We start from the raw sequence: 21841 nt of genomic DNA, 5'->3' as shown, positions 1-21841 counted from the left end.
AAACTATTTTCTGTGATGGGGTTTCCTATTAAGTTGTTCTTTTCGTGGTCTTTCTTGGTTTTCTGGCTTTTGATAGTCTGGACTACAGAGGTTTAACCTATTTTGTTCGTCTATAGCCATAACTTTTACTTTTATAGTATCACCAACGTTTATAGTAGGCTTTTCAGTCATAGCAGACGCATGTAGCAATCCTACTTTGCCAGGTAGTACTTCTACAAACAAACCATAGTTTTCTACCCTTATTACTTTGCCTTCATATACGCCACCTACCTCTACCTCTTGAATTAAAGAGTTTATAAAATCTGCCGCCTTATTTACGGCTTCTATAGTAGGTGCATTTATATAAGCGTTAGCACCATCTATCCATACACTTGCACCAAATTGCTCTTTTATATACTTTATATTCTTTCCAGCAGGGCCTATTACAAGACCCACTTTGTCCTCTGGAATTTTCATCACTTGAGCTTTTGGAGCATATTTAGATACTTCTTTGTTTGGTTCTGGTATAGCTTCATAAAGTTTATCCAATATAAACATCCTTGCTTCTTTGGCTTGGTTTAAAGCTTTTATCATTATATCTTTGCTAAGACCTTTTATTTTTATATCCATTTGAACGCTTGTTACTCCATCCCTTGTACCAGCTACCTTGAAATCCATATCTCCAAGATGGTCTTCATCTCCAAGTATATCGGTAAGTATGACAAAGTTATCGCCATCTTTTATAAGACCCATAGCTATGCCGGCTACATGCTTTTTCATGGGTACACCAGCATCAAAAAGTGCCAAAGAACCTGCGCACACTGTAGCCATAGAGCTTGAGCCGTTTGATTCTAAAATATCTGAAACTACTCTTATAATGTAAGGGAAATCCTCTTCTTTCGCTAAAAGAGGCTCTAAAGCTCTTTCCGCCAAAGCACCGTGGCCTATCTCCCTTCTTCTTGGAGGACCCCAAGGCCTCGCTTCACCTGTGCTAAAAGGTGGGAAGTTGTAATGAAGCATAAATCTTTTAAAAGTCTCACCTTCAAATATTGTTTCCACAAGCTGAGCTTCATCTTTTGGTGCCAAAGTCACTGTAGCTAAAGCTTGAGTTTGACCTCTAGTGAAAACAGCAGACCCATGTGGTCTTTCGAGTGGATGCATTTCTATGGTAATTGGCCTTATATCTGTTTCCTTTCTACCATCTATGCGCTTTTTATATTTTAGGATTTGCTCCCTCATAAGTTGGCTTTCTAAATCTTTAAAAGATACTAAAAAGTCAAACTCTTGTTCTTTTGATATCCCCAATTTTTGCATTGCTTGAGCATAAACATCTTTTAAAGCTTTAGATCTTTCTTTTTTATCTTCTATACTAAAAGCTTCTAAAATCTTTGAAGAAGCAATTTCTTTTAGCTTATTCGCCATATCATCTGATAAACCGATGTGACCTATGGGTTTTTTCTCTGGTTTTAAAGAATCCACAAGCTCTTCTTGGGCCTTTATAAGGGTTTGTCCTTTTTCAAGTCCAAAAAATAAAGCATCCAAAAGAACACTTTCTTCTACTTCTTTTGCCCCGCCTTCCACCATCACTATCGCATCTTTTGAAAGAGCCATAACGATATCCATATCGCTGTTTTTGCGCTGTTCATAGGTGGGGTTTATTATAAATTCTCCGTTTACTCTGCAAACCCTCATGCCAGCTATAGGCCCTTCAAAAGGCACAGAGGAAGAAACGAGCGCAGCAGAAGCACCTGTGATGGCTAACACGTCAGGATCGTATTTGTCATCGGCTGAAAGCGTTAGACAAGTAACCACCACCTCATTTAAAAATCCTTTGGGCATGAGAGGTCTAAGAGGTCTATCTATCACCCTTGAGATAAGCACTTCTCTATCTGTAGGTTTTCCCTCTCTTTTTATAAACCCTCCTGGTATTTTACCCCAAGCAAAAGAGCGCTCTCTGTAATCTACTGATAAAGGTGCAAAATCTATGCCACATAGAGGCTCTTCTGATACACATACAGTAACCAATACCTTTGTACCACCTTGAGATATAAGAATGCTGCTATCAGCTTGATGGGCATACTTGTTTGCTTCTATATATATAGGGTCTTGATTTCCAATTTCAGCTTTTACAATCATACTCAATTCTTCACTCTCAAGTTAAGCTTTTCGGATACTTCAAGGTACTTCTGATAATTTTTTCTTTTGAGGTAATCAAGTAACGCTTTTCTTTTGTTTACCATGGCTATAAGCCCACGCCTTGAATGCAAATCCTTTTTATTTTGCTTCATGTGTTCTGTAAGTTTATTTATACGCTCTGTTAATATGGCTATCTGCACTTCTGGTGAGCCAGTATCTTTGTCGTGATGTTGAAAACTTCTTATAAGTTCCCATTTTCTCTCTTTTAAAATAGGCATATCTAACCTCCAATTAATGTTTATCAGAACGGGTCCGGAGGGAGTCGAACCCCCGGCCTAGGGATTAGAAATCCCTTGCTCTATCCAACTGAGCTACGGACCCTTCTAAATTTATATATTATATCAAAAACCTAAAACTTTATCAATAATAATTTAATTTTTTATGTTCCCAGCTTTCAACAAAATCTACTAACTCACTTATCGGCATTGGTTTTGCTAACCAAAAACCTTGAATGAAATCACATCCTAAAGACTTTAGCAACTCAAATTGTTCTTTTGTTTCTACGCCTTCTGCTATGGTCTTCATCTCAAGATTGTGGGCTAGTTCTATTATAGTTTTCGTGATGGATCTTGATTTTTTATCGTCCAATATATGCCTTACAAAAGATATGTCTATTTTAAGATAATCTATTGGTAAATCTTTAAGATAGGAAAAAGAACTATAACCAGTTCCAAAATCATCAATAGATATCTTAAAACCAGAACTCTTAAGCTTTTCAAGCGTAGATAATGCTTTATCAAAATTTTCTAAAAATAAACTCTCGGTAATTTCTATATTTATATAGCCCAATAAAGTGTGCTGTAAGCCGTTCTCAGAGCTATTGAGTGCCTTTGAGACCGTGGCAGACTTGTCCTGTTCATTAGCCCCGAAATGCGTCTTTGCCGCTCTAGTGTGCTTTAAGCCGTTCTCTGAGCTCTTGGGTGTCTGTGTCTGTTCCTCAGAGTTGAAATGCGCTGATTGCGCTCTATCTGCATTTTTATATCTTGAAACAATGCTTACAACTTTTTCATATACATCTTCATTTTTAAAAGAAATAGGTGATATATTGATAGATATTGGCACAAGTCTACCACGGTTCATTGGTACACTTGCAGAAAGCTTTATGCTATATAGATATTCTAAGTCCTTACATACTTGGTTTATAAGCCAAGTTTCTAATTTTGATATAAGACCAGACTCTTCAAGCATAGGTATGAAATGCATGGGCGAAATAAAGCCGAGTTCTTCAGAATTCCATCTTGTAAGCGTCAAATCCAGCAATACAAAGAGTGTTGATATCAAAATAAGGCTGATAGTATATCACAAACTCTTCTTTCTCAAAAGCTTTCTCAAGATGTGTTTTGTAAAGTAAAAACTGGGAAGCCTTTGAGTTTAAATCATCGCTGAAAAACACATAACTCCACTCTGTATTTTTTTTAGCTTTAGCCAAAGATATGTCAGCATTTTTATACACCTCTTTGGCAGACTTTCCATTGTCTGGGAAAATAGCTATACCCATTTGCATAGCTACACTTATGACATTGCCATTTATGTTGAAAGGTTGCTCAAAAGCTTTTCTTAATCTATCCAAAAGTATTATTACATCTTCCTTGTCCTTTAAATCTGTCAAAATTATACCGAACGTATCAGAACTAACCCTACCTATTATATCTGTTGGCCTAAATATATCTCTTAGCCTCCTGCCCACAGCTTTCAAAAGCTCATCGCCTATATCAAAACCATATACGTCGTTTATATAAGTAAATCTATAGATATCCGCCAGTATGAAAGCCCCAAGCCTATTGTAATTAGCTTTACCAGTGTTTATAGCATTCATCTCGGGAACCACGGCAGACGGCTCACCCCCCCCCATTCGCTCGTTTCCAATGCTCTTCTTACATGCATATCAAGTTCTGCTATCAAAAATGAGTAAGAGAATAAACCGGTAACAGGGTCTTGATTTAAAAGAAAATGCATTTGCTCTTCTAAGCTCTTCTCTTTTGATACATCTTTGCCTATAAATATAAAATTCTCGTTGGCTATCGGTACAACAGCCAGATCTACATAAACATTTTTGTTTTGTTTTGTTCTAAAAAGCACTATACTACTATACTCTTTAGCTTGGGATATAGCCTCTAATAAATCTTTATAATTAAATAAATAATTAAATAAAATATCAACTTTTTTACCTAAAAGCTCACCCTTGTTGTATCCAAAAACTTTCAACGTTTTATCGCCTACATACAATATGTTACCGTCGTTGTCTGTCATGATAAATAATTCCATATAAGAAGAAAGCCCCGATTCTACAGCCTGAAAAAGCCAGTGTGTTTTTATAGCGTTAAGAGTCATCTCTATATCAATAGCTAATTCCTCTAACAAGCTCCTTTCTTCTTCTTGAAAAAACTCTATCTCGTCCGCATACATCCCAAACACACCTACGACATCACCGTTTTTTCTTACAGGCAAAGTAGCGCTTGAGCGAAATCCTCTTTTTAAAGCTTCTTCTTTCCAAGGTATCATTCTTGGATCTTTTTCTATATCCTCTATTATGATAACGCTATTTGTTTTAAAACATGTGGCGGCAGGTCCTTTTGAGCTTATATCTGACTCATCAAGAGAAATTTCCAAAAATTTAAGATAATCTATATATATATTATCAGCGGCTGATTTTTTAGAGTAATAAACCGGTACTATTTTATTTATGCTTTTTATATAAAAACCTATAAAGGCAAACTTTACAAAATGCTCTACTACTATATTGCAAAGATGCTCAAAAAATGAAGCTTCATCGTAAGGTGTTGAAGCATTTACGCTTCTAACAATCTCCTGGTTTATAGCCCTCATCAACCTATACAACTTTACAATTTTATTTTCCATTTCACCTTCCACGTAAAGTTATTTTTATATGTATTATAGCAAATTTATATACGTTATGATAAAATAAATTGATGATAATAAACAAAAATGCGGACTTAAAAGACTTTACAACGATAAAAGTAGGCGGTATAGGTTCATATATGTTTTTTCCAGAAAACGAAAAGGAGTTCCTAAATATATATAAAAAGCACAAAAACGATAAACTCTACATACTTGGGAAAGGTTCAAACACCATATTTGGGGATTTCAACGGAATATTAATAAATACAAAACATTTTTACGATATTAAAATCTCAGAAACAAAAGAAGGTATTTTGGTAAAAGCCTCTGCAGGAGTACCTTTGAAAGACTTAATAAAACTATCTATTGAAAACAACATAGAAGAGTTTTACAAGTTGATAGGTTTTCCAGCAAGCACTGGCGGGGCAATAGCTATGAATGCAGGAGCTTATGGTGTGGAAACCTTTGATTTTATAAAAGGTGTATGGTGTATAGATGACGACGAAATAGTTTACAAACCAAAAGAAGAGATATTTTATTCGTATAGAAAAACCGAGTTTGAAAATAAGCCAGTGTTGTACGGAGAGTTTTTATTTAAAAAAAGTCATCAAGATATAAAACCTTTAGCACAAAATATAAATCAAAAAAGAATAGAAGCCCAGCCACTTAACATGCCCACTTCTGGTTCTACATTTAAAAATCCAAAAGATCACTTTGCCGGTAAGCTTTTAGAAACGGTTGGTTTAAAAGGATATAGAATAAAAGACATAGGTTTTTCAGAAAGGCATGCAAACTTTTTAATAAATTATAAAAACGCATCTTTTCAAAATGTAATTGACATATTAAACATAGCAAAAGAGCAAGTTTACAAAGCTTTTAATATAATATTAGAAGAGGAAATAAAACTGATATGCGCATAACGGTTATAACTGGTGGAGATTCACTTGAGAAAGAGATTGCCCTAAAAGGTGCTAAAGCGGTAGAAGAGTCCCTTAAAAGGCTTGGCTACGACGTAGATGTTTTAGAAATAGACAAAGATTTATGTTTTAAACTAAAACAGACAAATCCAGAAAAAGTTTTTATAATAGCCCATGGGACTTACGGAGAAGACGGCAGAGTTCAAGGACTTCTTGATATATTAGGTATACCTTACATAGGTTCAAATACGAAAACAAGTGCCATATGTATGGATAAAGATTTTTCAAAACAGATATTTGAACAAAACCATATCAAAACCCCAAAATGGAAAGCTTACAAACCAAAAGATGTTATAGATTGGAGCATTTTTCCTTGTATTGCAAAACCAGCTTCTGCTGGTTCTAGTTTTGGGCTTTTCAAAGTAGAAGATGACAAATCTCTTAAAGAAGCCGCTCAAAATATATTTAAAATAGACGATAAGCTTATTGTAGAGGAGTTTATAGAGGGTAAAGATATGACGGTGGGATACTTCAAAGGGTTTATTTTAGAACCTATAGAGATAATACCAAAAAAAGGTATATACGATTTTGAAAGCAAATATACAAAAGGTATGTCAGAATATATATTTGTGGAAGATGAGAGTATCGCTAAAAAGCTAAAAGAGATAGCTTCAAAGCTAGTGGATATATTTGAATTAAAAGATATGGCAAGGATAGATTTTAGAGTAAAAGGTAAAGACGTATACACCCTTGAAATAAATACTATACCTGGTCTTACAGAACTTAGTCTTTTGCCTATGGCCCTTAAAAAAGCAGGCATATCTTTTAACAAGATGGTGGAGATGCTTGTAAATGGCTAACTTATATTATCACCGAGGAAAACAAAGGGGAAAATTATCAAAATGGAACGCTATAAAACAAGTTCTACCTTTTATATGGCTTATACTTTTTGGGCTTTTTAGTTTCTTTGCACCTTTTCTTATAGACAGCATAAGCTTTTTCAAAGCAAAAGCCGTAAATGTTTACGGAGATCAAAATATACCGCCAAAGGTAGTGGCAGATGCCATAGGAGCTTACAAAAGAAACTGGCTTTTTATGAATGCATCTGGCATCAAAGATAAATTAGAAAAAGCCACCGGCAACGCTGTAGCTTCAGTGGCTATAAAAAAAGATTTGAAGGGTATATTAAATAACGATGTAGTAGTAGATGTTTATATAAAAGAAAGAAAACCCATTGCCGTTGTGGTAAATCAGAATAAAAGCTATCTCATGGATGACAAAGGTAATTTGTTTGATAAAAAATACTTCAACACCAAAGGCCTAACCATCATATATACCCCAGATATAGAAAAAACCCAAAAAGAAGTTAAGCTGTGGCTAAAGCCTATAGCAAATTATTTAAAACAATTTAAAGACAAAAATATATTTATTACCAACAGCGGTATTTTTGTAGATATAAAAGATATAAATGGAGAGATTATACTACCTCTTTCAAACGAATATGATAAAAAGCAACTTTTAGAGAGGTTGAATATAATATTAAACTATGGACCTAGTTATCTTGCAAACAAAATAGTGGATCTGCGCTACAACAAGTTTATAACAATAAGAGAAAAGACAAACAATCATTCATCTTTAAACCCCGCAGAAACTGCTACAGAAAATTCTAACAACCCTAATAACCTATAGATGTGTTCACACAAGTTTTATATTTCTTTCATAATTATTATATATAATATTTTAGAGGAGAAATATATGGAAAGAAGAGAATTTTTAAAAAACATTCTTGTAGGTGGAATAGGCTTAGGCATTGGTAGTGCTTTTGGAAGCACATTGAAGATTACCGCAAAAGAACAAACAAAATCTACCAATATAAAACCGCAAATAGCTTTAACTATAGACGACGGGTGGTTTGATAGAGAAAAAATGGTAAATATAGTAAATCATTATCAAGTACCAGCAAACTTTTTTATCATAGGAAGAGTTATAGAAGAGGACCCAAAACCATGGATAAACGCTATAGAAAACGGGCATGAATTAGGATGTCACACTTACTTTCACAACTTCTTCTCAAAGGAAACTATATCTAAAATAGACGAAGACTTTAGCCTATATGCAAAAACGTTTATAGACAAGCTTGGAAACGAAAATTTCAACAACATAAAGCATTTTAGATATCCATACGGAGACGTTGGCAACTATATAAACAAAAAATATATCGAATCTCTTATAAAAGCTCATGGTTGGGATATAGCTTGGTGGGATTTGGATTTGTCTTTTTATCATAGACCCCGTTTTGGTGTTTATAAAAACCCAATACAACCTTTAGATAAATTTAAAATTTATATGGAACATATGGAAGAATTATCTATGAAACTTGGTAGGCCAACAAAAACGAAGGTCTTAATGCACTTCAAATATCCAGACGATCTTACACTAAAAGATGTTATAGAGTATTCTTTGAAACGAGGCTATGAAATAAAGAGATTATCAGAGTTAGAAGCTTAAACAAAACTTTTCGTGGTGTGATATTATATTTTTATGCACCATGAAAATAAGGCTTTTCTTGGAATAATAGGTGGAAGTGGTTTATATAAAATATTTGACGATGTTGAAGAGCTAGATATAGATACTCCTTTCGGTAAACCATCTTCCAAAATATTTTTAAAAAATGGTGTTGCCTTCTTATCAAGGCACGGTATAGACCACTCCATACCACCTCATCTTGTAAACTATAGAGCAAACATATATGCTCTTTATAAAATAGGTGTTAGAAAACTAATAAGTATAGGGGCTACAGGTGGTATAAACACACTTTTTAAAAGCGGTGATATCGTTATAACCTCTGATGTTTTAGACTTTACTAACTCAAGAGCATCAACGTTTTTCGAAGGAATATTCTCCAAGGATATAAAAGAGCAAGAAGATACACCTTTTTATAGGCTTTTAAAAGCTAAAAAAGTAGTACATACAGATATGTCAAACATCTTTTGCGAAGAGATGATAGGAATAGCAAACGGAATATCAAAAGATTTAAGCTTACATTTCTATGTAAAAGGCGTATATGCTTGCACAGAAGGACCTAGATTTGAAACTAAAAAAGAGGTAGAAATGCTAAAGCATTTAGGAGCAGATATGGTAGGTATGACAGCTTGCCCAGAGGTATTTTTAGCAAGGGAAACAGGCATGCATATACTACATATAAGCGTAATAACAAACCCTGCCGCTGGCATAGAGGGTCATAAGCTTACCTCGAAAGAAGTTATAGATATGATGAAACAAAAAGACGAAGAGATTAAAAAGTTTTTAACGCTTTTTATACCAAAAGCCCAAAAACAATTTGTATGTCAATGTGAAAGTATATTAGAAGGTGCAGATATATGAAAACAATAGATGTAAGCGATAAGATAGAAACCCTAAGAGAGGCAAAAGCCTATGGCTTCATAGAGCTTAGTAAGGAAACTATAGAAAAGATTAAATCAAATCAATTGCCAAAAGGTAATCTTATAGAAGCTACAAAATTGTGCGCTTTATACGGTGCGAAAGCGACCCAACAATTACTTCCATTTTGTCATCCTATAAGCATCGATTTTGTGGAAGGTGAGGTAAACATAAAAGAAAACGGCATAGAAGTATTTGCTACAGTAAGAGGAATATCTAGAACAGGCTACGAAATGGAAGCACTAAACGCTGTAAATACAATGCTTTTGAACATATACGACATGTGTAAAGGTATAGACAAAAACATGGTAATAAAAGAAATAAAGCTTTTATCTAAAAAAGGTGGGAAATCCGATTACTTTGAAGATTTATCTGGAGAAAAAGCGGCTGTCATAGTCCTAAGCGATAGAGCTTCCAAAGGAGAATACGAAGATAAAAGCGGCAAAATAGCTATAGAAATGTTAAAAAAACTAAAGGCGGAAGTAGTTCATTACGAGGTCATACCAGATGATAAAGATATGCTGATATATCGTCTTAAAAGCCTACAAAACACTGTAAATATTATTATAACGAGTGGTTCCACTGGTTTTTCAAAAAGAGATATAGCACCGGAAGCCACTAAAGAAGTTATAATAAAAGAGATGGTAGGTTTTGAAGAGATAATGAGAGTTTATGGTTATAGAAAAGTGCCAAAAAGTATAATGTCTAGGGGTGTTTGTGGTATCATAAATGAAAACTGTATAGTGATAAACCTACCGGGAAGTAGTGGTGGCGTAAAAGACAACCTTAGCATGATAGGTGGGCTAATCAAACATGCTCTTAAAATGGCAAGAGGTGAAGGACATTGAAAAAGTATAAAAATATAATGTTGATGTATGTTAACATGTTAACAATTTTGTTAACAAATAATACCAGTGATTTCTCAAGAAACATTATTTTACAAAAAATTTATATTGGCATTATATTTGATAGGAGGTACTTATGAAAAAGATAGAGGCTATTATAAAGCCTTTTAAATTGGATGAAGTGAAAGACGCTTTAACAGAGATTGGTATAGGTGGCATGACTGTTATAGAGATAAGAGGTTTTGGGCAGCAAAAAGGCCATACAGAAGTATATAGAGGTACAGAGTATGTAATAGATTTTTTACCGAAAATAAAAATCGAAATAGTAGTAAAAGATGAGGAAGTTGAAAAAGTGGTAAACACTATTATGAAATCAGCTCAAACCGGGAGAGTAGGTGATGGTAAGATATTTATATTACCAGTAGAAGATGTAATACGCATAAGAACGGGAGAAAGGGGAGAATCTGCTATTTAAATGAGAAGCTAAAATTTCTATTAAGGAGGTTTTAATATGAATCAAGCAAAAGCTCAAGAGGTCTTGGACCTAGTCAAAAATGAAGGCATTGAGTATGTGGATCTGAGATTTTCAGATCCGTTTGGCCAATGGCAGCACCTTACCATACCAGCCTATGAATTATCTATGGATACGTTCGAAAATGGGAGAGGCTTTGACGGCTCTTCTATAAGAGGCTGGCAATCTATAAATGAATCAGATATGTTAGCTTTCCCAGATCCAGAAACAAGTTTTATAGATCCTTTTATGGAAAATACAATTGTGATGATATGTGATATCTACGACCCCATTACAAGGGAAAGATATGGAAGAGACACAAGATACATAGCTCAAAAAGCAGAACAATATCTCAAACAAACAGGTATAGGCGATGTAGCTTATTATGGACCGGAAGCTGAATTTTTCATATTTGATTCTGTAGAGTTCGGCAACACCGGAAACTCATCTTTCTGGAGGGTAGATTCTGAAGAAGGATGGTGGAATAGAGAGTTTACTTCATCCGGTTATAAAATACCAAACAAGAGAGGATACTTCCCAGCACCTCCACTAGATAAAACTCACGACTTAAGAGCAGAAATGGTAACCATAATGAGCAAATACATGGGTATTACAGTAGAATTACACCACCACGAAGTGGCAACAGCCGGTCAAGCCGAAATAGATATAAGGTATAACTCCTTAGTAAAGCAAGCAGATAATCTTTTTAAATATAAATATACAGTAAGACAAGTAGCAGCTAAGTATGGCAAATTTGCTACTTTTATGCCAAAAGTGTTGCCAAACGACAACGGCACTGGTATGCACACACACTTCTCAATATGGAAAGGTGATCAAAACCTATTTGCCGGTTCTGACTACGCAGGCATATCAGAAATATGTAAATACGCAATAGGTGGTATACTAAAACACGGTCCAGCCTTGGCGGCTATCACAAACCCTACGATAAACTCTTACCATAGGTTGGTACCAGGCTTTGAAGCTCCTGTAAGACTTGCTTACTCTGCTAGAAACAGATCTGCTTCAATAAGGATACCTATGTATTCTCAAAGCCCAAAGGCAAAACGTATAGAAATAAGATTCCCAGACCCTACCACAAACCCATACCTTGCTTTTGCAGCAATATTGATGGCAGCAATTGATGGTATAGAAAACAAGCTAAACCCAGGTGAACCTTTTGATAAAGACATATATTCTCTACCACCAGAAGAACTTCAAAATATACCACAGCTTCCCGGCTCATTAGAAGAATCTCTAAAGACTCTAGAAGAAGATTACGAATTTTTACTAAAAGGCGGTGTATTTACAGAAGAGTTTATCCAAATGTGGATTGAATCAAAGAAAGAGGAAATAAACAAAATGAAATTTACTCCACATCCGCTTGAATTTGAATTATACTTTGATATCTAATATGCTAAAAATAGGGGCTTTTAAGCCCCTTTCCAAATTCAAATTTTAATGAAAGATAGCCTCATAAAGCTTTTGCCATATGGTATAAGGCTTTTAAGAAAAACCATAAAAATAGCCTGCGATAGAGACGATTCAAAAGACAGAGCTGTTATATATGCATTATGGCATTCTCAGGCTTTAGCTGTAGCTATGTACGGCATAGACAAAAACATTTACAGTATGGCAAGCCAAAACAAAGATGGTGATATAGCTGCTATTTTACTGGAAGGTCTTGGTTTTGGAGTAGTAAGAGGTTCCAGCAACAAAGACAACAAAGACAAGGGAGGAGCTAAAGCTCTTATTCAGATAAAAAAAATTTTAGAACAAGGTTATAATATAGCTATTACAGTAGATGGACCCACTGGACCACCCAAGAAAGTAAAACAAGGTATCGTTTACCTTGCTCAAAAAACAAGAAGACCGATAGTGGGTATATACGCACACATATCAAACTATATAAGCCTTAACTCCTGGGACAGATTTCAAATACCATTACCTTTTTCAAGCATAAAGCTAAACACTACAGATGACATATATATAGAAGAAAATGCGGATTTAGAAGAATATACAAAATTGTTAGAAGAAAAGATGATAGGACTTGAATTAAAATAAAATACCTAAACATAATTTTAAAAATAAAATATAAAGATGAACAACACAGACACATTATTAAACAAAAACAGCATACTTGATATCGATTTACCAAGAGACGAAGCTGCGGAAAGATCTGTGCTTGGTTCTATGCTTTACGATTTAGAAAACATACCAGTAGTAGCAGAGGTATTAAAAGAAGATGATTTCTTTGAGCCGATACATAGCACCCTTTTTAAGCTTTTATTAGAATACTATTTTGAAAATGCAAATCTAAACACCATAGATAGAGTTTTGTTAAAAGATTTTATAGAAAAAAAGAAAATAACAGATATAGCGGAAGACTTTTTAGAAGCGCTCGTTTTAGAAGCTGTTACCGATATAGAGATTTTACAAAGTGTAATAAAAATTATAAAAGAAAAAGCTATTCAAAGAGCTATAATAAATTTAGGCATCAAGATAATAAGGGAAACAAAACAAACCCAAGATTCAAACATCCTTATAGAAACTATACAAAGTGAACTTATAAACATAGCCTCTGACAATGTAAACGTTGGATACTTTGAGCTAAAAGATATATTGGAAAATGTTATAAGCATAATAGAAAAATTTGCCCATAAAAAAGAGCTTGTTACCGGTGTACCTACTGGTTTTATTGATTTGGACAAGCTTACCACAGGTTTTCACGAATCTGACCTTGTGATAATAGCAGCAAGACCTGGAATGGGAAAATCTTCCTTTATGCTTTCAATGATGCACAACATGGCTAAAAAAGACGTAGATGTTGGAATATTTTCGCTGGAGATGAGTAAAGAACAACTTATTATGAGGCTTTTATCTTCATCAAGTAAAATAGACATGCAAAGACTTAGAACTGGGATGGTAACAGACGAAGAGATAAAGCTCTTGAACTCTACAAAAGAAGAGCTGTCAAAATTAAAAATCTACATAGACGACTCCCCAGCCATTACAATATCAGATCTTCGCATAAAAGCCAGAAAACTAGTTAGAGAAAAAGGCGTCAAGATAATAGCAATAGACTATCTTCAGCTTGTAAGGTCCATAAGAGCAAAAGGCAATAGACAAGAAGAAGTGGCTGAAGTATCTAGAAATTTAAAAGCCTTGGCAAAAGAGCTAAAAATACCTGTAATAGCCTTAGCTCAGCTTTCACGCCAAACAGAGCATAGATCAGACAAAAGACCCCAGCTATCGGATTTAAGAGAGTCTGGCCAAATAGAACAAGATGCGGATCTCATCATCTTCTTGCATAGACCAGAGTATTACAAAAAAAATCCATTGCCAGAGGAAAAGGGAATTGTAGAAGTCATAATAGCAAAGCAAAGGCAAGGACCTACTGGCATAGTTAGACTTGCTTTTATTAGCGATTTCGCATCTTTTTACCAGCTATCAGAAAAAGCTGCCTCCCTTTACTCAAAATATGAGGGAGAGGACAACGGTTTAACAGAAGATAGCGATATAGTAGATACAGATATAGATTTGGACGTAGATTTTTAATGGAAAATACAACTATACAAAAACCCTACATCATAGTTTTTGAAGGAATAGACGGCAGCGGAAAATCCACACAAATAAATATAGTTTATGAGCTTTTAAAATATGAAAACGTAAAATTATTAAGAGAACCGGGCTCTACAGAGATGGGAGAGAAAATTAGAGATATATTAAAATCACAAAAACTAGACCCAAAAACCCAAACATTCCTAATAGAAGCTTCAAGAGCACATATGATAGAAAAGCATTTCAAAGGTTTTGAAGGTATACTACTTTTGGATAGATATATATATTCAACGATAGCTTATCAGGGGTATGGTTTTGGTATCGATATAAACTTTCTAAAAGCCCTAAACGATTTCGTATGCGATATATATATACCAGATATTGTATTTCTATTTGACATAGACCCAAGAACAGCTCTTGAAAGGCTAAAAAGAGAAAAAGATATGTTTGAAGATTTAGAATTTTTAAAAAAGGTAAGGGATGGTTATTTAAAACTTGCAAAAGAATACAATTTCTATACAATAGACGCCTCAAAAAATGTGGAGGCCATCACAAACGAAATCACCAATATTTTAAAACGGCATAGTTTATTATTTTGATTTTATTAAAAGCAAAAATACTACATCTATCAGAGAATAAAAAGTTTTTAAATAGTAAAATTTTCTTATGCATACAATAGATATGATAAATTTACTAAACCCACATTTTTGGGACTATTTTTTGTACGGTGCTTTTGTGGTAGCCTCGGCTTTTTACATAAGAGCCACAATAGGTTTTGGCTCTGGGCTTATTTCAGTATCGCTTCTAAGTCTTTTGTTTCCCATAAAGGAAGTGGTACCAGTGGTGCTCATTTTAGACTTGGCTGGGTCTATACTGTTAGGAGCTTACGATTTTACACACATAAGGTTTAAAGAATTAACATGGCTTTTTCCAGGTAGCATCATAGGGCTTATCATAGGTACATTTATTTTGGCAAACACAGACGCTCAAAACATAACAAGATTTTTAGGGGTATTTATCATATCCTATGTGATATATGCCGTTAGTTTTAAACCGGAGAAGTTACCAATTATAAGAAAATTCTGGGCATTTCCACTGGGGATACTTGCTGGTATTATAGGAAGCTTATACGGCGGTGGTGGTCCTCCCTTGGTAGCTTACCTTCAGCTAAGAAGAATAGAAAAAAGAAGCTTTAGGGCAACGTTTCAAGTGATAGCACTTTTAGATAACATCCTTAGGGTTTTCACCTATCTTAGTGTAGGCCTTTTAAACTTAAAACTATTTGAGATAAGCCTATCTCTTATACCTTTTGCTGGTTTAGGGCTTTTTGGAGGAAACAAACTACATATGAAAATATCAAATGAAACATTTATGAGACTAACACTCTTATTTTTATTTTTAATAGGAATAAAATATTTAATATAAAATGAAGCGGGCTTACAACCCGCTTCTCACATTATTGTTTCTTAATGTTTGGCTCGTCGTTAAAACCCTGGAAAATCTCACCTTCTTCATCTGTGCGAGAAGCATTTACTAGACCATACAAAAGGGTAGCAAAAATCCAACCATAAAATATAATTGCCAAAAACATAGAAAGCTTAAATCCTAAATACATAACTTCACCTCCTTAATAATATAATAACATATAAAAAAAATTTTTCAAGTGTTATTGTTTCCCTGGCACACCGCTGCAATCAGGACATGGCTCTACTAAGTGAAGATTAAACATAGCCTCAAGACCCATCTTTTCAAACCATGGCTCTACATCACCGGTCTTTACCTTCCACAAGAAGTATTTTTCAAAACCGCTCTTTACCCAGTGCATCCATTTACTCCTTTTTTGCAAGGTCCAAGCTCTTGGTGGTATAACTGGATAGGCTATAAAACCAGCGGCATCGTTACCCATATCAGCTATACATATAGCGGCCAAAGTAGGCATATACCTTTCTGAGCTGTTTCTTATATCAGATACTATGTTTAAAGCGGTGGCCAAAGCCATACCCTCTATCATTTGACCAGTTTTTGGAGTACCGGTAGGCACTGGAGTTTGTTCTACTGGAGGTATAGCAGCTACTACACCAACACCGTATATGTTTCTATAATTTGGATTGTTGAAGCACTTATCCACTATAACCATCTTGTTGGCCGGATTTGCTACTTTATCACCAGCGCTTGCTACTACATCTGTACCCATAAAACTTGGCATAAGCATAGTAAAAGAAGATTCTACCTCATATTCTTTGCCATTTAAATCCTCATAAACTACAGAGTTAGGGTTTACTTTTTTTGTTTTTACATTTATAATAGGTCTTATATCCCTTTCGGCCATCAGATCTTCCATAACCCTTCTTGAGGTTCCAACACCACCTAAACCGAGATGACCCAAAAACGGCTCAGAAGTTATATAATGGATTGGGAACTTATGCCTTAAGCCTCTTTTCTTTGCTTCATAATGTAGCATAAAAGCAAATTCATACCCTGGGCCAAAACAGCTAGTACCTGGTTTAGCACCAACCACCACTGGACCTGGTTTTTCAAAAAACTTTTCCAAAGCTTTGTTGAGCTCTAAAGCGTGATCCACTGTACATACAGAATGTCCATTTTCCTCTTGGCCCTCTGTAAATACAAGCTTTGGGCCGGTGGCTATTACAAGATAATCGTATTCTAACACTTTACCACTTTTTAAAGTTACTTTGTTGGCATCCGGGTCTATCTTCTCAGCGTCTTCATTTATAAAATCTATGTTCTTTTTCTTCAAAACAGGTTGAAGAGGCGTTGATATGTCACCAAATTTACGCCATCCTATAGCCAAATGAGGAAACGCCGGTGTAAAACCAAAGTAAGGTCTTCCAGAAACTACTTTGATATCAATGTTAGCGTCTAATTTCCTTAAATTGTAAGCGGTAGATACGCCACCTACACCACCGCCTATAATAACCACTCTTTTTGCCATAATACCTCCTAAAGTTAGATAATACTTAATTATAATATAACTACATACATATAAGTAAATAAATATATCTTATAAGAAAATAAATCTTTCTTATATATAAAGAAAATATAAAATTGTTAAAAACTATTTAACCGTGCTTAGATACATAGTCAAATATTATTATGAAAATAACAAATACAATAATGATTACAGTGGGAGTTAAAATGAAAATAAACTTATCATGAGCGTTCAACTTTTTACCCATAACAACCACTCCTTTGCTTTTAAGATTTTAATAAAATATAAACTTAGAAGAATTTGACAATGACTATATTGATTGTGGTTTTTGTTTTTTGATCTTTCTAAGTAAAATTTTTATATCAAGCACAAGAGCTGAAGCCACAAATATAGAAGAAAGGGTACCCACCACAACGCCTATTAAAAACGCAAAAGAAATATCGGATAAAACGCTTCCACCAAAAAGGTATAGACCTAAAGAAGATAAGAACACAGTAGAAGATGTCATTATGGTCCTTACTATATTTTGGTTAACAGACAAGTTTATAATCTCAGACAGGTCCATACCTTTTCTTAATTTGAGATTTTCTCTTATTCTATCAAATACTACCACGGTATCTGTTATAGAATAGCCAGCCACCACAAGAATTGAAGCCAAAACGTCCAAACTCACTTCTTTATAAGTCCAAGAATAAGCACCCACAACTATAAAAACGTCGTGAGCAAGCGCCAATATTCCACCAAGAGCAAACAAAAACTCATATCTAAAGGATAGATATATCAGTATGCCTACTAAAGCAGTAATTACAGCCCATACAGCCTTTTTCCTTAGTTCTCCACTTACCACAGAACCGATATCTTCTCTTTGTAAAAGCTGAAAACTACCAATGCTATTTAACGCTTTTTCTACAAGGCTTGGCTTCTCACCTACCCTTATCTTCACAATAATATCGCCAGTGTTTGTACGCTGAACAACTGCATCTTTGATATCTACCTTATAAAGAGCATCATCTACTTGCTTTACGCTTACAGGTGTTTGGAACCTTACTTCTAGCATTGTCCCACCGGTAAAATCAAGGCCAAGGTTTAAGCCTCTCGTATACAAGCTAAAAGCTGAAAGCAATATCAATATTATAGATATCACATAAGAATAGTATCTATACTTTATAAAATGTATATATTTAATCCGCATAACTTGTATTAGTATATCATAAATTAATATTGCCAACCAAAAGTATAAAGTTTATAATATTTAGTATGGAAAAGGAAAAACTTGAAGTGGAAAGCTTTGAAGATGAGGCTCAAATAGCAAGGGAGCAAGCCCTTAAAATGCTTTTTAGCGCATTTTTACCACCAAAAGAGATAAGGGAAGAGGTGATAAGGCAGATGAGAATATCGGAGATGGCCTTTTGGAAAGCTTTAAAGGCTGTTGTGGATTATCAAGTTCAAAAGCTCGAGAAAAAAACAGAGCCCAAGCAAGAGACCAAGAAAAAAGCAAAGAAAATTGATATAGAATGACAAAAGAGTTAGAGGATTTAAGAAGTGAGATAGACAAAATAGACGCAAAAATAGTAGAGCTTCTAAACAAAAGAGCCGCTATTGCAAAAAAGATAGGAGAAATAAAAAAACAGCAAAATATACAAGTTAGGAACTTACAAAGGGAAAGAGAAGTTATATCAAATGTACTAAAAGAAAATGAAAAATACGGTGTGTTTCCAAAAGAAGCACTGGAAATAATATATAAAGAGATTATATCTGCCATATCATCTTTAGAAGGGGTTGTAAAGATAGCCTACTTTGGACCAAAAGCGACGTTTACTCATCAGGCAGCCATATCCCATTTTGGATTATCTTCTGATTATATTGCCTCTGATTCTATATCTACAGTTTTTGAGCTTGTAGAATCAGGAAACGCCCATTACGGAGTAGTACCCATAGAAAATACCATAGAGGGGGTAGTAAATCATACCATTGACCTTTTAATGGATGCAGAGCTTTTTATAGTAGGAGAAATCATAATACCTATAAATCTATTTTTATTATCGTTAGAGACAGATATTGCCAAAATAAGCAAAGTATATTCCCATAAACATGCACTAGCACAAAGCAGGAAATTTTTAGAGAAGTACCTTCCTTTTGCAGAGATACTAGAAGCTAAAAGCACCGCAAACGCCTGTGAAATAACTCAAAAAGAACCAGGAACAGCAGCCATAGCATCTGAAGTGGCCGCTTACGTTTACGGATTAAACATATTGGCAAAAAACATCCAAGACCAAAAAAATAACTTCACAAGATTTTTAATAATAGGCAAAACACTTACAAAGCCCACAGGAAAAGACAAAACCAGCATAATTATGGGTGTTAAAAACCAAACAGGAGCCCTTTATAAAGCCCTTGAAATATTTTATAGGCACAATATAAACCTTACTAAAATAGAGTCAAGGCCTTCCAAGAAAAAGGCTTGGGATGATATATTTTATGTAGATATGGAAGGACATATCGAAGATAAAAATGTAAAAGAAGCATTAGAAGAACTTGACAAAAACAGCCATATGATAAAATTTTTGGGCTCTTATCCAAAATGAACCTAAAAGAGTTTAGCGCTTTAAATGTTGCTTTTAACATCCTAGGCGGTATAATAGCGGGCTTATTTGTTGGATATATGCTTGATAAGTTGGCTTTTGATTTTTTCCATAAAAGCACATCACCTTTGTTTTTGTTTATATTTTTAGCTTTTGGCATAATAGCTGGTTTTAAAAACGCTTACCAAGATTTTAAAAAAACGTTAAAAGATGATTAATTTTTTTGTAGTTAGCATATTTCCAGAAATAATAGAGTGTTATACTAAATTTGGTATCTTATCAAAAGCCATAAAACAAGGGTTTGTCAGTGTTCATGCTGTAAATCCAAGAAATTTTTATGAAAAAGTAGATGATACCGCTTACGGTGGGTTCCCAGGAATGGTGTTAAAACCAGAGCCTATAGTGGCCGCCTACGAGCATGTATTGTCTATCACTTCTGAAAAACCCTTTGTAATAAAACCAGAACCATGGGGCAAAACAATAAACCAGCATATATTAAACAATTTAAAAAATAAAAAAAATATTATAATATTATGCGGTAGATATGAAGGAATGGACAAAAGAGTAGACAATATAGTGGATTTGGACGTATCCATAGGAGATTTTATACTAAGTAGCGGGGAATTGGTGGCACTTTCAATAATAGATGGTATAGCAAGACTTTTAGAAGGGGTTTTGTCAGACAAAGAAAGCTTAGGGCAGGATTCTTTCTCAAACAAGTGGCTTGGTTATCCAGTTTATACAAGACCAGAGGAATTTAAAAGACATAAGATACCATGGGTATTGAAAACCGGAAATCATAAACTAATAAAGCTTTGGAGTCTATGGGAACGAATAGAGCTTACAATAAGGTTAAGACCAGATTTAATACCAAAAAATTTAACCGATATAGAAAAGCTATTTTTAGAAGCCATAAAAACAAATCTAAGTTTTGAAGAGGTGTTATGTTGGAACAAGAAACTGTTATAAACGGCAAAGTCCTTGAAGAGCTAAGAAAGATAATTTATGAATTAACTGGCAACTACTATCCAGATGAACGTTTGATGCTTTTAGCAAAAAAATTAAACATGTTTTTAGAAGACAAGTCTACCACGGTTCACAAGTCTGCCACGACCAACAAGTCTGCCACGACAAACAAGTCTGCCACGACCAACAAGTCTGCCACTATTCAAGTGAATTCCACAGAAGCACTCAAAATAAAACTAGATGAATTATTCAAAGAGAAAAAACTAACAAAAGAGATATTGAATATCATCACTGTCCCAGAAACAAAATTCTTTAGAGAAAAAATACAGCTTGATACGTTTATGAAAGAAATAATTTTGAAAATTGTCCTTCCAGCTATTCCTAAAGGTCAACCAATAAAAGTAGCATCTTTTGCATGCTCCACAGGAGAAGAGGTTTATACCTTGGCGATGATGTTTGAAGCTAGCTCCATAAAATATCAAATAATAGGCTTTGATATAAACGAGTCCTATTTAGAGAAAGCAAGAAGCGGTATATATCCGAAAAGAGAACTGCTAGATATACCACACGAATATCATAGATTTTTAGATATAAAAGAGGATAGTATTAAGATAAAAGATTCTATAATGAAAAATACACAATTTAAACAGTTAAACCTCATAAGAAAAGAAGATTTTGCACCCTATAGAGAAGTATTTGACGTGGCATTTTGCAGAAATGCCCTAATATATTTTAACGACGATTCAAAGCTAAATGCTATAAAAAATATAGCCTACTCTATCAAAATGGGTGGTTTTTTTATAGTATCTATGACAGAGGTACTGAGCCGTATACATACTCAGTTTTTCGAAACTATGAAAATAAACAACATTTTCTTTTACAAAAAGATTAAAGAGGTTTAAGAAGTAAAAGTTAAATTGCGAGGGAAGGATTTGAACCTTCGACCTTCGGGTTATGAGCCCGACGAGCTACCAAGCTGCTCCACCTCGCATTAAAATTTTATCATATTAAAAACTTAAATTCAATGATAGTACTCA

At 34.5% G+C, this 21841-nt stretch carries 25 protein-coding genes and 2 tRNA genes; 17 read left to right on the top strand and 10 right to left on the bottom strand.

Going from position 1 to position 21841, the window contains the following annotated elements:
* Positions 1-3: 3 nt before the first annotated feature.
* From HY04AAS1_RS00740 to HY04AAS1_RS00715, 6 genes are all read right to left on the bottom strand, one after another.
* Positions 4-2115: a polyribonucleotide nucleotidyltransferase gene (locus tag HY04AAS1_RS00740; protein ID WP_012513192.1), complete on the bottom strand. Its 2112-nt coding sequence runs from the start codon at positions 2113-2115 to the stop codon at positions 4-6.
* A 2-nt stretch (positions 2116-2117) separates the two neighbouring features.
* On the bottom strand, positions 2118-2393 hold the full coding sequence (rpsO, locus tag HY04AAS1_RS00735; RefSeq protein ID WP_012513191.1) for a 30S ribosomal protein S15: 276 nt from the start codon (positions 2391-2393) through the stop codon (positions 2118-2120).
* A gap of 29 nt (positions 2394-2422) precedes the next feature.
* Positions 2423-2496, bottom strand: a tRNA-Arg gene (locus HY04AAS1_RS00730).
* 39 nt (positions 2497-2535) lie between these two features.
* Positions 2536-3378 carry an EAL domain-containing protein gene (locus tag HY04AAS1_RS00725; protein ID WP_012513190.1) on the bottom strand — a complete coding sequence of 281 codons (843 nt, stop codon included), beginning with the start codon at positions 3376-3378 and terminating at the stop codon, positions 2536-2538.
* Between the two features lie 22 nt (positions 3379-3400).
* Complete coding sequence (locus HY04AAS1_RS00720; RefSeq protein ID WP_012513189.1) at positions 3401-3991, bottom strand: GGDEF domain-containing protein; 591 nt, start codon at positions 3989-3991, stop codon at positions 3401-3403.
* Complete coding sequence (locus HY04AAS1_RS00715) at positions 3988-5034, bottom strand: GAF domain-containing protein (RefSeq protein ID WP_012513188.1); 1047 nt, start codon at positions 5032-5034, stop codon at positions 3988-3990. Before HY04AAS1_RS00715 ends, HY04AAS1_RS00720 begins: the two co-directional genes overlap by 4 nt.
* A 71-nt stretch (positions 5035-5105) precedes the next feature.
* On the opposite strand from HY04AAS1_RS00715, the gene murB reads away from it, so the two are divergent.
* From murB to HY04AAS1_RS00655, 12 genes are all read left to right on the top strand, one after another.
* Entirely contained in the window at positions 5106-5954 is an 849-nt protein-coding gene (gene murB, locus HY04AAS1_RS00710; RefSeq protein WP_012513187.1) for a UDP-N-acetylmuramate dehydrogenase, read from the top strand.
* The gene (locus tag HY04AAS1_RS00705; RefSeq protein ID WP_012513186.1) at positions 5945-6811 is read left to right on the top strand and encodes a D-alanine--D-alanine ligase; all 867 of its coding nucleotides are present in this window, start codon (positions 5945-5947) and stop codon (positions 6809-6811) included. Before murB ends, HY04AAS1_RS00705 begins: the two co-directional genes overlap by 10 nt.
* Positions 6804-7640, top strand: coding sequence for a hypothetical protein (locus tag HY04AAS1_RS00700; protein WP_012513185.1), 837 nt, complete (start codon positions 6804-6806; stop codon positions 7638-7640). Before HY04AAS1_RS00705 ends, HY04AAS1_RS00700 begins: the two co-directional genes overlap by 8 nt.
* Positions 7641-7706: 66 nt before the next feature.
* On the top strand, positions 7707-8459 hold the full coding sequence (locus tag HY04AAS1_RS00695; protein ID WP_012513184.1) for a polysaccharide deacetylase family protein: 753 nt from the start codon (positions 7707-7709) through the stop codon (positions 8457-8459).
* Positions 8460-8492: 33 nt separating this feature from the next.
* Positions 8493-9335, top strand: a complete 843-nt coding sequence (locus HY04AAS1_RS00690; protein ID WP_012513183.1) for an MTAP family purine nucleoside phosphorylase — start codon at positions 8493-8495, stop codon at positions 9333-9335.
* On the top strand, positions 9332-10240 hold the full coding sequence (gene moaCB, locus HY04AAS1_RS00685; RefSeq protein ID WP_012513182.1) for a bifunctional molybdenum cofactor biosynthesis protein MoaC/MoaB: 909 nt from the start codon (positions 9332-9334) through the stop codon (positions 10238-10240). The genes HY04AAS1_RS00690 and moaCB overlap by 4 nt, the downstream gene beginning before the upstream one ends.
* A gap of 133 nt (positions 10241-10373) precedes the next feature.
* Positions 10374-10712, top strand: a complete 339-nt coding sequence (locus HY04AAS1_RS00680; protein WP_012513181.1) for a P-II family nitrogen regulator — start codon at positions 10374-10376, stop codon at positions 10710-10712.
* 36 nt (positions 10713-10748) lie between these two features.
* A complete protein-coding gene (gene glnA / locus HY04AAS1_RS00675) occupies positions 10749-12158 on the top strand; it encodes a type I glutamate--ammonia ligase (RefSeq protein WP_012513180.1) in 1410 nt (469 codons plus the stop codon).
* Between the two features lie 48 nt (positions 12159-12206).
* Positions 12207-12809, top strand: coding sequence for a lysophospholipid acyltransferase family protein (locus tag HY04AAS1_RS00670; RefSeq protein ID WP_012513179.1), 603 nt, complete (start codon positions 12207-12209; stop codon positions 12807-12809).
* A gap of 36 nt (positions 12810-12845) precedes the next feature.
* Positions 12846-14303 (top strand): replicative DNA helicase, encoded by a 1458-nt coding sequence (dnaB, locus tag HY04AAS1_RS00665; RefSeq protein WP_012513178.1) that lies wholly within the window; start codon positions 12846-12848, stop codon positions 14301-14303.
* Positions 14303-14905, top strand: coding sequence for a dTMP kinase (gene tmk / locus HY04AAS1_RS00660; protein ID WP_012513177.1), 603 nt, complete (start codon positions 14303-14305; stop codon positions 14903-14905). Before dnaB ends, tmk begins: the two co-directional genes overlap by 1 nt.
* 67 nt (positions 14906-14972) lie before the next feature.
* Positions 14973-15731, top strand: coding sequence for a sulfite exporter TauE/SafE family protein (locus HY04AAS1_RS00655; RefSeq protein WP_012513176.1), 759 nt, complete (start codon positions 14973-14975; stop codon positions 15729-15731).
* A gap of 31 nt (positions 15732-15762) precedes the next feature.
* Here HY04AAS1_RS00655 and HY04AAS1_RS08460 read toward each other — a convergent pair whose 3' ends face one another.
* The 3 genes from HY04AAS1_RS08460 to secF form a co-directional block, all read right to left on the bottom strand.
* Entirely contained in the window at positions 15763-15921 is a 159-nt protein-coding gene (locus HY04AAS1_RS08460; RefSeq protein ID WP_012513175.1) for a hypothetical protein, read from the bottom strand.
* Positions 15922-15972: 51 nt separating this feature from the next.
* Entirely contained in the window at positions 15973-17259 is a 1287-nt protein-coding gene (locus HY04AAS1_RS00650; RefSeq protein WP_012513174.1) for an FAD-dependent oxidoreductase, read from the bottom strand.
* 307 nt (positions 17260-17566) lie between these two features.
* Positions 17567-18448, bottom strand: a complete 882-nt coding sequence (gene secF, locus HY04AAS1_RS00645; RefSeq protein WP_012513172.1) for a protein translocase subunit SecF — start codon at positions 18446-18448, stop codon at positions 17567-17569.
* 65 nt (positions 18449-18513) lie between these two features.
* Here secF and HY04AAS1_RS00640 point away from each other — a divergent pair, with 65 nt between their 5' ends.
* Genes HY04AAS1_RS00640 through HY04AAS1_RS08290 form a run of 5 tightly spaced genes read left to right on the top strand, consistent with a single transcriptional unit; the run spans position 18514 to position 21706 of the window.
* Positions 18514-18774, top strand: a complete 261-nt coding sequence (locus HY04AAS1_RS00640; protein ID WP_012513171.1) for a hypothetical protein — start codon at positions 18514-18516, stop codon at positions 18772-18774.
* Positions 18771-19841 (top strand): prephenate dehydratase, encoded by a 1071-nt coding sequence (gene pheA / locus HY04AAS1_RS00635; protein WP_012513170.1) that lies wholly within the window; start codon positions 18771-18773, stop codon positions 19839-19841. The genes HY04AAS1_RS00640 and pheA overlap by 4 nt, the downstream gene beginning before the upstream one ends.
* Entirely contained in the window at positions 19838-20056 is a 219-nt protein-coding gene (locus tag HY04AAS1_RS00630; RefSeq protein ID WP_012513169.1) for an AtpZ/AtpI family protein, read from the top strand. The genes pheA and HY04AAS1_RS00630 overlap by 4 nt, the downstream gene beginning before the upstream one ends.
* Positions 20049-20807: a tRNA (guanosine(37)-N1)-methyltransferase TrmD gene (gene trmD, locus HY04AAS1_RS00625; RefSeq protein ID WP_012513168.1), complete on the top strand. Its 759-nt coding sequence runs from the start codon at positions 20049-20051 to the stop codon at positions 20805-20807. The genes HY04AAS1_RS00630 and trmD overlap by 8 nt, the downstream gene beginning before the upstream one ends.
* A complete protein-coding gene (locus HY04AAS1_RS08290) occupies positions 20783-21706 on the top strand; it encodes a CheR family methyltransferase (protein WP_012513167.1) in 924 nt (307 codons plus the stop codon). Before trmD ends, HY04AAS1_RS08290 begins: the two co-directional genes overlap by 25 nt.
* Before the next feature lie 15 nt (positions 21707-21721).
* Here HY04AAS1_RS08290 and HY04AAS1_RS00615 read toward each other — a convergent pair.
* Positions 21722-21795: transfer RNA gene (locus tag HY04AAS1_RS00615), tRNA-Met, on the bottom strand.
* Positions 21796-21841: the final 46 nt, after the last annotated feature.

The sequence above is a fragment of the Hydrogenobaculum sp. Y04AAS1 genome, from assembly GCF_000020785.1.
Taxonomy (GTDB): domain Bacteria; phylum Aquificota; class Aquificia; order Aquificales; family Aquificaceae; genus Hydrogenobaculum.
This window is presented reverse-complemented; position numbering and strand designations above follow the sequence as displayed.

Coding starts and splice junctions, on each gene's coding strand:
- HY04AAS1_RS08290 (WP_012513167.1), top strand. CDS start 20,783: ATGTTGGAACAAGAAACTGTTATAAACGGCAAAGTCCTTGAAGAGCTA.
- HY04AAS1_RS00630 (WP_012513169.1), top strand. CDS start 19,838: ATGAACCTAAAAGAGTTTAGCGCTTTAAATGTTGCTTTTAACATCCTA.
- HY04AAS1_RS00705 (WP_012513186.1), top strand. CDS start 5,945: ATGCGCATAACGGTTATAACTGGTGGAGATTCACTTGAGAAAGAGATT.
- glnA (WP_012513180.1), top strand. CDS start 10,749: ATGAATCAAGCAAAAGCTCAAGAGGTCTTGGACCTAGTCAAAAATGAA.
- HY04AAS1_RS00740 (WP_012513192.1), bottom strand. CDS start 2,115: ATGATTGTAAAAGCTGAAATTGGAAATCAAGACCCTATATATATAGAA.
- secF (WP_012513172.1), bottom strand. CDS start 18,448: ATGCGGATTAAATATATACATTTTATAAAGTATAGATACTATTCTTAT.
- HY04AAS1_RS08460 (WP_012513175.1), bottom strand. CDS start 15,921: ATGTATTTAGGATTTAAGCTTTCTATGTTTTTGGCAATTATATTTTAT.
- HY04AAS1_RS00655 (WP_012513176.1), top strand. CDS start 14,973: ATGCATACAATAGATATGATAAATTTACTAAACCCACATTTTTGGGAC.
- murB (WP_012513187.1), top strand. CDS start 5,106: ATGATAATAAACAAAAATGCGGACTTAAAAGACTTTACAACGATAAAA.
- dnaB (WP_012513178.1), top strand. CDS start 12,846: ATGAACAACACAGACACATTATTAAACAAAAACAGCATACTTGATATC.
- HY04AAS1_RS00680 (WP_012513181.1), top strand. CDS start 10,374: ATGAAAAAGATAGAGGCTATTATAAAGCCTTTTAAATTGGATGAAGTG.
- trmD (WP_012513168.1), top strand. CDS start 20,049: ATGATTAATTTTTTTGTAGTTAGCATATTTCCAGAAATAATAGAGTGT.
- HY04AAS1_RS00715 (WP_012513188.1), bottom strand. CDS start 5,034: ATGGAAAATAAAATTGTAAAGTTGTATAGGTTGATGAGGGCTATAAAC.
- HY04AAS1_RS00670 (WP_012513179.1), top strand. CDS start 12,207: ATGAAAGATAGCCTCATAAAGCTTTTGCCATATGGTATAAGGCTTTTA.
- moaCB (WP_012513182.1), top strand. CDS start 9,332: ATGAAAACAATAGATGTAAGCGATAAGATAGAAACCCTAAGAGAGGCA.
- HY04AAS1_RS00700 (WP_012513185.1), top strand. CDS start 6,804: ATGGCTAACTTATATTATCACCGAGGAAAACAAAGGGGAAAATTATCA.
- HY04AAS1_RS00695 (WP_012513184.1), top strand. CDS start 7,707: ATGGAAAGAAGAGAATTTTTAAAAAACATTCTTGTAGGTGGAATAGGC.
- HY04AAS1_RS00690 (WP_012513183.1), top strand. CDS start 8,493: ATGCACCATGAAAATAAGGCTTTTCTTGGAATAATAGGTGGAAGTGGT.
- HY04AAS1_RS00720 (WP_012513189.1), bottom strand. CDS start 3,991: ATGAATGCTATAAACACTGGTAAAGCTAATTACAATAGGCTTGGGGCT.
- rpsO (WP_012513191.1), bottom strand. CDS start 2,393: ATGCCTATTTTAAAAGAGAGAAAATGGGAACTTATAAGAAGTTTTCAA.
- pheA (WP_012513170.1), top strand. CDS start 18,771: ATGACAAAAGAGTTAGAGGATTTAAGAAGTGAGATAGACAAAATAGAC.
- HY04AAS1_RS00640 (WP_012513171.1), top strand. CDS start 18,514: ATGGAAAAGGAAAAACTTGAAGTGGAAAGCTTTGAAGATGAGGCTCAA.
- HY04AAS1_RS00650 (WP_012513174.1), bottom strand. CDS start 17,259: ATGGCAAAAAGAGTGGTTATTATAGGCGGTGGTGTAGGTGGCGTATCT.
- tmk (WP_012513177.1), top strand. CDS start 14,303: ATGGAAAATACAACTATACAAAAACCCTACATCATAGTTTTTGAAGGA.
- HY04AAS1_RS00725 (WP_012513190.1), bottom strand. CDS start 3,378: ATGCATTTCATACCTATGCTTGAAGAGTCTGGTCTTATATCAAAATTA.